Source organism: Oleiphilus sp. HI0079 (assembly GCF_001635105.1).
In genome coordinates this window covers 1-1245 of record NZ_LWFT01000809.1, presented here as the reverse complement: position 1 = coordinate 1245, position 1245 = coordinate 1, and the positions used below count along the sequence as shown (strand labels likewise).

The 1245-nt window shown below is 49.4% G+C and carries 1 protein-coding gene; it reads right to left on the bottom strand.

Annotated features, from left to right (window positions below):
* Positions 1-1245: phosphoenolpyruvate-utilizing N-terminal domain-containing protein (locus A3750_RS15175; RefSeq protein ID WP_156498620.1), on the bottom strand; the 1245-nt coding region annotated here is incomplete at both ends.

Genomic DNA, 1245 nt, shown 5'->3' with positions numbered 1-1245 from the left:
CCCGATAATAAAGCATCTGCTCATACTCACTCGGAAAGCGCTCGTTGATCATGAACGGCACTTCGGTCCGGTATAAACCAACACCTTCAGCACCATGATCCAGTGAACGTACTACATCGGCCATTAAGCCTGTGTTAACCCACGCATGGACGCGATGACCATCAAGTGTCTCACACGGCAAGTCAATAATGCTCTTGAGGTCTTCATCGAGCTCACGGTCCTCATTAAGCACCGCCGAGTAATGATCTTTAAGTTCATCAGAAGGAGAGATCAGGATATCGCCGTTATAACCATCTACGACCATCTCTCGCTGATCAAGCTTGGTCAATGGAACATCGACTAAACCCATAACCGTCGGTATGCCCATTGCCCTCGCAAGTATCGCCACATGAGAGCTTCCCGAACCCTTAATTGAAACAAGCCCGACGAGGTTTTCTCGCGGCACTTCTCCAAGCATGGTTGGCGTCAGCTCATCACTTACCAAAACCGTTTTGTCAGGGTAGGACTGATCGACCACCTCTCGCTCTTGCAAGTAGCTGAGAATGCGACGACCCAAATCTTTTATGTCAACCGCGCGTTCTCGTAGATATGAGTCGCTCATCATCTCAAAGTGGCTCGCGTAATCTTTGATGACATGCTTCAAGGCGGTTTGCGCACAAGATCCCGCACGGATTTTGTCTTGCACCTCTCCAGCCAACGCCTTGTCATCCAGCATCCCGATGTAAACATCAAACAAAGCCTGCTCTTCTGGCCGCAACTGGCTGGACAAACGTTCGCCAACTCGACGGATATCAACTCGCACAGAATCGATTGCACCGTCAAAGAGCTTCAAGTCCGCATCTATATCGCTACTTGATCGCTCAGGGACGGAGTCAAAATCAGCCGGAGGAAACATGACAATGCTCTGACCTATGGCGACACCAGGAGAGCCAGCCACACCTTTGAAAACAAGATCTTGTTCTTTCGTGGCGATTAAGGAAGGACCAATAAAGGCGCTTGTTGCCTCAGAATGGGCAATAATGCCCGCTAGCTGAGCAGAAACAGTCACTAAAAAGGCTTCTTCGCCCTCATCAAAACGCCGACTATTAGACGCTTGTTGAACCACAATAACGCCGAGCACTTTTTTGTGATGGATGATCGGTACGCCTAGAAAGCTTTCGTAGCGCTCTTCGCCCGTCTCTGGAAAATATTTATAGCGATGATGCTCCTGAGCCTGCTCAAGATTAATAGGCTCTTCACGAACGC